The 7992-nt window shown below is 42.2% G+C and carries 10 protein-coding genes; all 10 read left to right on the top strand.

Annotated elements, in window-relative coordinates:
- Nucleotides 1-579: 579 nt before the first annotated feature.
- Nucleotides 580-798: an AtpZ/AtpI family protein gene (locus J2S11_RS11570; RefSeq protein ID WP_307394697.1), complete on the top strand. Its 219-nt coding sequence runs from the start codon at nucleotides 580-582 to the stop codon at nucleotides 796-798.
- Nucleotides 799-804: 6 nt separating this feature from the next.
- Entirely contained in the window at nucleotides 805-1188 is a 384-nt protein-coding gene (locus J2S11_RS11565; protein ID WP_307394695.1) for an ATP synthase subunit I, read from the top strand.
- Nucleotides 1189-1211: 23 nt separating this feature from the next.
- Nucleotides 1212-1958 carry a F0F1 ATP synthase subunit A gene (atpB, locus tag J2S11_RS11560; RefSeq protein WP_307394693.1) on the top strand — a complete coding sequence of 249 codons (747 nt, stop codon included), beginning with the start codon at nucleotides 1212-1214 and terminating at the stop codon, nucleotides 1956-1958.
- 159 nt (nucleotides 1959-2117) lie between these two features.
- The gene (atpE, locus tag J2S11_RS11555) at nucleotides 2118-2330 is read left to right on the top strand and encodes a F0F1 ATP synthase subunit C (RefSeq protein ID WP_307394691.1); all 213 of its coding nucleotides are present in this window, start codon (nucleotides 2118-2120) and stop codon (nucleotides 2328-2330) included.
- Between the two features lie 236 nt (nucleotides 2331-2566).
- A complete protein-coding gene (gene atpF, locus J2S11_RS11550) occupies nucleotides 2567-3031 on the top strand; it encodes a F0F1 ATP synthase subunit B (protein ID WP_307394710.1) in 465 nt (154 codons plus the stop codon).
- A complete protein-coding gene (locus J2S11_RS11545; protein WP_307394689.1) occupies nucleotides 3028-3567 on the top strand; it encodes a F0F1 ATP synthase subunit delta in 540 nt (179 codons plus the stop codon). Before atpF ends, J2S11_RS11545 begins: the two co-directional genes overlap by 4 nt.
- Nucleotides 3568-3586: 19 nt before the next feature.
- Nucleotides 3587-5095, top strand: a complete 1509-nt coding sequence (gene atpA / locus J2S11_RS11540; RefSeq protein WP_307394687.1) for a F0F1 ATP synthase subunit alpha — start codon at nucleotides 3587-3589, stop codon at nucleotides 5093-5095.
- A 37-nt stretch (nucleotides 5096-5132) separates the two neighbouring features.
- Entirely contained in the window at nucleotides 5133-5993 is an 861-nt protein-coding gene (atpG, locus tag J2S11_RS11535) for an ATP synthase F1 subunit gamma (RefSeq protein WP_307394685.1), read from the top strand.
- A gap of 110 nt (nucleotides 5994-6103) precedes the next feature.
- Complete coding sequence (gene atpD / locus J2S11_RS11530; protein WP_307394683.1) at nucleotides 6104-7495, top strand: F0F1 ATP synthase subunit beta; 1392 nt, start codon at nucleotides 6104-6106, stop codon at nucleotides 7493-7495.
- A 32-nt stretch (nucleotides 7496-7527) separates the two neighbouring features.
- Nucleotides 7528-7959 (top strand): ATP synthase F1 subunit epsilon, encoded by a 432-nt coding sequence (gene atpC / locus J2S11_RS11525; protein ID WP_307394681.1) that lies wholly within the window; start codon nucleotides 7528-7530, stop codon nucleotides 7957-7959.
- Nucleotides 7960-7992: the final 33 nt, after the last annotated feature.

Below are 7992 nucleotides of genomic sequence, written 5' to 3'. Positions count from 1 at the left end.
TATCTTCTCTCTCCGATTGCTAAACAATGGCTGAATCGAATCGACTGGTATGTGATTGAACGTCTTACCCTCTTTTGGAACAAAAAGAAGAATAAGCGAAAGAAACATACTAGGGTTGGGGAAGTCATGAAATTAACAAACGGTAAGCTGAAGAAATTAGCAGTGTAGGAAATCACGCAAGCCAAAGAAAGAAGAACATCGGAAAGCCGTATGAGGGAAAACCTCACGTACGGTTTGATGAGGAGGAGCTGGAATGAGTAAAGGCGACCTCACGGTCGCCAAAGAAAATTTCAGTTCTTTACTCTACTTTTTTCCTTAACATGGTTAATAATTAACAAAATAAAGTGATAATAGTCACAAAATGGTCAAAATCGGAAAATGAGCGAAGCTTCCTTCAACTATGGGCAATTCTTTGTCATCAACTGTTGGAAAATGGCTCAAACTGCGTTGACAAACGTATAGCGCTATTGTACGATATTACAGGTATGTGCTAAATTATTCTGGAAAGTATGAAGATGTTCATTTTATACTGTGAGTTATTTACTAGAAACATAGCCAAATTCTATAGGAGGTCATCTTGTGGCAGCAGGTCCAGATCGTCCGTGGAAAGCCCTTTCACTTGTAACGTTGATTGGTGTGGATATCGCGGTTCTAACCGTCATTGGGTTCTGGTTAGGACGGAGAGTGGATGCATGGTTAGAGACAAGCCCATTGTGGATGATTGTTGGTGTGTTTTTAGGAATGGCTTGTGGGATAATAAGTATCATTCCAGTAGTCAAAAAGTACTTAGGAGACTAAGAGCTAGTGAATCCGATACTACACAAAATTAAACGTATGATGACAATCCTTATTTCCACTTTTATTGCCAGCATTTTGGCATGGTTTTTCTCCTCATTTTCTCCTTTCTTTGCTGGAGTAGCTCTTGGCTTGTGGATGGGTATGATTAGCTCCGTCTATACAGCCTTCAAGGTTTACAAGTTTGGAGAAGCTATTGCCTCAGGGCGTGGTCGGGCAGGCATAGGTACAGGAATAAGAATTGGCTTAGCTCTGTTAGGTGCCTTTATTGCGATTAGATTTCCCGAGTATATTAATGTAATAGGTTATGCCATAGGTTTATTCACGACGCAGGTATTCGTCTTAGGCGATGCTATTATAAATGAATTAAGTGAACAGAAGAAAGGTTCATAATTGGGGAAAGGGGTGAAATTAAATTGGACCATAATCATCCGGTTGTCGAAATATTTAATGGTTCAGGTATCTATCTGAATTTATCCAGTGCCATGATGGTTACGATTACGGCCATTATAGTTTTTGCTATTGCGTATGCCGGTGGACGGAAGGCACAATCCGGAAAGCCATCAGGAATGCAAAATGTCATGGAGTGGATCATTGATTTCGTTCGTGGAATTGTAGCAAATACAATGAGTATGAAGAAAGGAAATCAATTTGTTGCCTTAGCTTTAACCATTATTATGTTTATTTTTGTAGGTAACTTTATAGGAATTCCATTCTCCATAAGCACGGACTCTCCGACATTTGGTTACCACACATTATGGTGGAAATCACCAACCGCTGACGCGCATGTGACGCTCACACTAGCTATTACTATGATAGTATTAACTCACGTTGTGGGGATATCCTCTACAGGCTTTAAGAATTACTTTGCCCACTATTTCAAACCAAACGTGGTACAGTTTCCATTTCACGTAATTGAGGAATTTACTAAAACAATTACGCTTGGTCTTCGTTTATATGGAAACATTTACGCTAAAGAGGTATTGCTAGTCATGCTAACCACTGCAGGTGCAGCAGGTATTGCTAGTGTAGGATTTTATGCCGCAGCAATTCCACTAATGGCATGGCAGGCCTTCGGTATTTTCGTAGGGGGCATACAGGCGTATGTATTTACGATTTTAACCCTGGTTTACATTTCCCAAAAAGTAGAACATGATCACTAGATGATAAAATGTTAAAACATTAATCATCGTTTCCAACACTTTCATGAAGTTATTCATGACCTAATCACAAATTCTTTATCTCAAACATTGGTTTGGGATTTGAATTAATACATTTAATGAATATTATTTTTCTTATAATTTGAAGGGAGGATTTTCTAAATGGGATTATTAGCAGCAGGTATTGCGGCAGGATTAGCGGCAATTGGAGCAGCAATTGGAGTAGGTATGTTAGTAAGTAAAACAGTTGAGTCTATTGCCCGTCAACCAGAAGCAAGAGGGGTATTATCTACGACGATGTTTATTGGTATCGGTCTTACAGAGGCGATTCCAATCATGGCAATCGTTATTGCCTTCATCTTAACTGGTTCTTGATTCTTTAAGGAAACAAAAATTTATGGCGAGGTCCCTTTTGGGGGTCTTCGCCATTCTCTTATGATTAATTCAAGCTCGTGTGTATGATATTCTCCTAGAGAAAGGCTTACCACGTCAGCTTTTTAGTTGCATGGTATTTAGTTTGGAAGAAAGGAGTGAACGGTGTGTTAAAATATATCTCCGCGCCTGAGGGCACAGAGTCAGCAGGATTTTTAGCTAGTGTTGAATGGGGAACGATGCTTTACTCGCTTTTCATTTTCATCCTATTATTTCTACTCCTTCGCAAGTTTGCGTTTGGGCCATTAATGAAAGTGATGGAGGAACGCCAAGAAAAAATCTCTGCCGATATCGCTACAGCTGAAGAGAATCGTCTTGAAGCACAGCGCCTACTATCTGAGCAGGAAGCGGCTTTAGAAGCAGCTCGTGCTGATGCCAAGCAAATCCTAGATAACGCTCGTGCGACTAGTGAGAAGCAGGCTGAGCAAATTATACAAACAGCAAAGCAAGAGATTGAGCAATCCAAGAAGGTCGCTCGTGCTGAAATTGAGCGTGAGAAGGAGCAAGCAGTTGAAGCTCTTCGTGCTCAGGTTGGCTCCCTTTCCGTGATGTTAGCAACGAAGGTTATTGAGAAGGAACTAGATGCTCAACAACAAGAGAAGCTAATTGAAAACTATCTTAAAGAGGTAGGGAATAAACAATGAGCGCCGTAGGTAGACGTTATGCAAAAGCACTGTATGAATTAGCTCGTGACAAGAATCAACTAGACACTATTGAGGAAGAACTACAAAAAATAGAGCAGGTTTTCGCTGAAAACCCACTCTTCTTGAAGTTCCTACATTCTCCTCAAATTGCTAGAGAGACCAAAATCGAGCAGCTGACAACAATTTTTAAGGATCAGATTTCCGCCACGATGCTACAGTTCATCACATTATTGATTGAAAGAAATCGGGAGGATGAAATCGAATCCGTTTTTGAATATTATGTATACTTTGCCAATAGAGAGCGTGGGCTAGCAGATGCCTATGTAACCTCTACCAAACCACTAACAGACGATGAGAAACAAGGCTTAGTGGACCACTTCAGCAAGAAGCTCAACAAAAAAATCCGCATTACAAATCATGTGGATTCATCTATTTTAGGCGGGGTTATTGTGAAGATCGGTGACAGCCTATATGACGGAAGTGTATCAGGAAAGCTTCATCGTTTCAAACGTCGTGTAGTGACGTCAAAAAGTTAGTAGATAGGGGTGAAAACGAATGAGTATCAGACCAGAAGAAATTAGTTCGCTGATTAAAAAGCAAATTGAGCAATTTGAGGCGGATATCGAAGTTGTTGAAGTTGGTACTGTCATCCAAGTCGGGGATGGAATTGCTCGTGTTCACGGCTTAGAGAACGCTATGGCTGGGGAGCTTTTAGAGTTCCACAACGGCGTTATGGGTATGGCACAAAACCTAGAAGAGGACAACGTTGGGGTTGTTATCTTAGGTCCATATACAGAAATTCGTGAAGGAGATCAGGTAAAGCGTACAGGTCGTATTATGGAAGTACCTGTAGGGGAAGCTTTACTAGGACGAGTAGTAAATCCTTTAGGACAGCCACTTGATGGTCGCGGTCCAATTGAGACAACAGCATTCCGTCCAGTAGAGTCTCAGGCTCCTGGTGTTATGGATCGTAAATCTGTACATGAGCCGTTACAAACAGGTATCAAAGCGATTGACGCGATGATTCCGATCGGTCGTGGTCAGCGTGAGTTGATCATTGGAGACCGTCAAACAGGTAAAACAACGGTTGCTTTAGATACAATCATCAACCAAAAAGGTAAGGATGTAATGTGTATCTATGTAGCTATCGGACAAAAGCAATCTACAGTAGCAAACGTAGTAGAAAAGCTTCGTCAGCATGATGCGTTAGAGTACACAATTGTAGTAGCTGCTGGTGCATCTGATCCAGCTCCATTACTATTCCTTGCTCCATACGCAGGATGTGCGATGGGTGAATACTTCATGTATAATGGCAAGCATGCTTTGATCGTTTATGATGATCTATCTAAACAAGCGGCTGCTTACCGTGAGCTTTCCCTACTTTTAAAGCGTCCTCCAGGACGTGAGGCGTATCCAGGGGATGTATTCTATCTACACTCACGTTTATTAGAGCGTGCAGCGAAATTAAGCGATGAAAAGGGTGGCGGTTCATTAACAGCCCTACCATTCATTGAAACACAAGCTGGAGACGTATCCGCCTATATTCCAACAAACGTAATTTCCATCACAGACGGACAAATCTTCCTTGAGGCTGACCTATTCTACTCTGGACAACGTCCTGCCGTTAACGCAGGTATTTCCGTATCTCGTGTAGGGGGATCAGCACAAATTAAAGCGATGCGTAGCGTAGCCGGTACATTGCGTCTAGACTTGGCGTCTTATCGTGAGCTACAAGCGTTCTCTCAGTTCGGCTCTGATTTAGATAAAGCAACAGCTGCAAAATTAAACCGTGGACAAAGAACGGTTGAAATTTTAAAGCAGGATGAAAACAAGCCTCTAGAGGTTGAACATCAGGTTGTGAGTATCTTCTCCGTAACAAAAGGGTTCTTAGATGATATTCCAATTGAAGACGTGCGTCGTTTTGAAGCAGAGCTTCTTACTTTCTTCGATGCGAACAAAAACGATCTTTTAGATCATATTCGTCAAACAAACACACTACCAGACCCTGCTGACCTAGAAGCAGCTATTCTTGAGTTCAAAAAAGGATTTACTCCTTCTGCCTAAAAACGGCTAAGTAGGGTAGAGAAAGGGTGGTGAAAAAGTGGCATTAGGAACAAAAGAGATCAAACGTCGGATTAAGAGTGTTAAGAATACGCGTCAGATCACGAAGGCGATGAAAATGGTTGCCGCCGCAAAGCTGCGTCGTGCTCAGGAAACGGCTGAAAGATCTAGACCGTATTCGGAAAAAATCAAAGAGGTTATCTCTAGTATTGCGGCTGGAACGAAGGACTTTTCACATCCCATGTTAGAGAATAGACCGGTTAAGAAGACGGGTTACCTGGTTATCACGTCAGATCGTGGCTTAGCAGGTGGTTACAACGCTAACATATTGAGATTAGTAGCAAACACTATCAAGCAACGCCATAAATCTGCGGATGAATATATGATCTTTGTTATCGGAAGAAAAGGCAGAGATTATTTCAAAAAGCGTGACTATCCAGTGGTCAAAGAAGTTACAGGCATTTCGGACAGCCCGACTTTGACAGAAATCAAAGACATTTCATCAGCTGCCGTACAATTTTTTGCAGACCAAACATTTGATGAATTGATCTTGTTCTATAACCAATTTGATAGCCCAATTCAGCAAACACCTGTTGAGAAGAAACTGTTACCTTTAGTATCCGAAGAGGTACTCTCTGGTCCAGTAACAACGTATGAGTACGAGCCAAGCAGTGAAGAGGTTTTAGAGGTACTATTGCCTAAGTATGCTGAAACACTGATGTTTAGTGCTTTGTTAGAAGCAAAAGCCAGTGAGTTTGGAGCGAAGATGACAGCTATGGGTAGCGCCACAGATAATGCTACAGATATCATTGATAAGCTAACGCTTGAGATGAACAGAGCTCGTCAAGCTGCGATTACACAGGAGATTGCGGAAATCGTAGCGGGAGCTAACGCATTATAGTAGGCAAACCCCATCGAACAGTGAATGTTATAAAAGCAAGCTATAAACAACGCAGGTACAATAGATTACAAGATAATCATTGTCATTCAGAGTAAGAAGGAGGGAATCACATGAGCAAAGGTCGTGTCTCACAGATCATGGGGCCAGTTGTTGATATCGAATTCGACCGTGGTCACTTACCAGAGATCTATAACGCGATTAAAATCATTCGTGAAGGTCATGAGCCTTTAACGGTTGAAGCAGCTATTCACCTTGGAGACAACATGGTACGTACAGTTGCAATTGCTTCTACTGACGGGTTAGTCCGTGGTGCTGAAGCAGAAGATACAGGGGCTCCAATTTCAGTTCCAGTTGGTAACGTAACACTTGGACGTGTATTTAACGTATTAGGTGAACCAATTGATAACAAAGGTGAAATTAAGGACGCTGAAAAGAACCCTATTCACCGTGAAGCTCCAGCCTTTGAAGAGCTTTCAACGGCGGATGAAATTCTAGAAACAGGAATCAAGGTTATCGATTTACTAGCTCCTTACGCAAAAGGAGGAAAAATCGGACTATTCGGTGGTGCCGGTGTAGGTAAAACCGTATTGATTCAAGAGTTAATTAACAATATCGCTCAAGAGCACGGGGGAATCTCTGTATTCGCTGGTGTAGGTGAGCGTACTCGTGAAGGAAATGACTTATTCCATGAGATGAGTGATTCCGGAGTTATTAAGAAAACAGCGATGGTGTTCGGTCAAATGAACGAGCCACCAGGAGCGCGTCTACGTGTAGCTCTTTCTGGACTAACAATGGCGGAATACTTCCGTGATCGTGAAGGACAGGACGTACTATTGTTTGTTGATAACATTTTCCGCTTTACTCAAGCCGGTTCAGAGGTATCTGCCCTTTTAGGACGTATGCCATCTGCCGTAGGTTATCAGCCAACTCTAGCAACAGAAATGGGTCAGCTACAAGAGCGTATTACATCAACGAAAAAAGGTTCCGTAACATCGATTCAAGCGATTTACGTACCTGCCGATGACTATACAGATCCAGCTCCAGCTACAACGTTTGCTCACTTAGATGCAACAACTAACCTAGAGCGTAAATTAACGGAAATCGGGATTTTCCCTGCCGTTGACCCTCTAGCGTCAAGTTCACGTATTCTATCACCTGCTGTAGTAGGGGAAGAGCATTACAATGTTGCTCGTAGCGTTCAGCAAATTCTTCAGCGTTATAATGAGCTTCAAGATATTATTGCGATCCTAGGTATGGATGAGCTTTCTGATGAGGATAAGCTAACTGTTGCCCGTGCACGTAAGATCCAAAAGTTCCTATCTCAAAACATGCACGTTGCTGAGCAGTTCACAGGCCAAGCTGGGGTTTACGTACCTGTTAAAGATACAGTGCGTAGCTTTAAAGAAATTCTTGAAGGTAAGCATGACGATTTACCAGAGGATGCATTCCATTTAGTTGGTACAATTGAAGAAGCTATTGAAAAAGCGAAGCAATTGCAATAATAGGATGCCCTATCTAAAAGGGAGGAATCCACATGAATACCATACAAGTTGAAGTTGTAACACCGGAGCGTAAAGTGTATACAGGTGACGTTACGATGGTTATTGCTAAAGGGGTCGATGGTGAGCTTGGAGTCCAAGCTGGTCACGTTCCAATTGTTACTCCACTAAAAGTTGGTGTCCTGCGTGTCAAGACTACCAATGGAGAACAGTCTATCGCTGTAAGTGGAGGATTCTTGGAGGTACGTCCTGATAAGGTAACCGTTTTAGCTGAAGCTGCTGAGCTTCCGGAGGATATTGATGTAGCTCGTGCTCAAGCGTCAAAAGAGCTTGCTGAAAAGCTTCTAGCTGCTCTTGAAAGCAGCCGAGAAAGTGATACGGCTAAGGTCAAGGCTGAAATAGAAGTACAAAAGGCAGCTATTAAACGCGCAGAGATGCGACTAACTGTAGCAAAAGGTAAGAAATAAGATAAGCACTTGTTGGATGACTCGAATCATCCA

Source organism: Bacillus horti, assembly GCF_030813115.1.
GTDB lineage: Bacteria > Bacillota > Bacilli > Caldalkalibacillales > JCM-10596 > Bacillus_CH > Bacillus_CH horti.
Note: the sequence above shows the minus strand (reverse complement) of the source record. Positions and strands in the feature narration are given on the sequence as shown.

What these genes read in the sequence shown, in the direction of transcription:
- atpA (WP_307394687.1), top strand. Translation starts at nt 3,587, where the DNA reads ATGAGTATCAGACCAGAAGAAATTAGTTCGCTGATTAAAAAGCAAATT.
- atpF (WP_307394710.1), top strand. Translation starts at nt 2,567, where the DNA reads ATGCTTTACTCGCTTTTCATTTTCATCCTATTATTTCTACTCCTTCGC.
- atpC (WP_307394681.1), top strand. Translation starts at nt 7,528, where the DNA reads ATGAATACCATACAAGTTGAAGTTGTAACACCGGAGCGTAAAGTGTAT.
- J2S11_RS11545 (WP_307394689.1), top strand. Translation starts at nt 3,028, where the DNA reads ATGAGCGCCGTAGGTAGACGTTATGCAAAAGCACTGTATGAATTAGCT.
- atpD (WP_307394683.1), top strand. Translation starts at nt 6,104, where the DNA reads ATGAGCAAAGGTCGTGTCTCACAGATCATGGGGCCAGTTGTTGATATC.
- atpE (WP_307394691.1), top strand. Translation starts at nt 2,118, where the DNA reads ATGGGATTATTAGCAGCAGGTATTGCGGCAGGATTAGCGGCAATTGGA.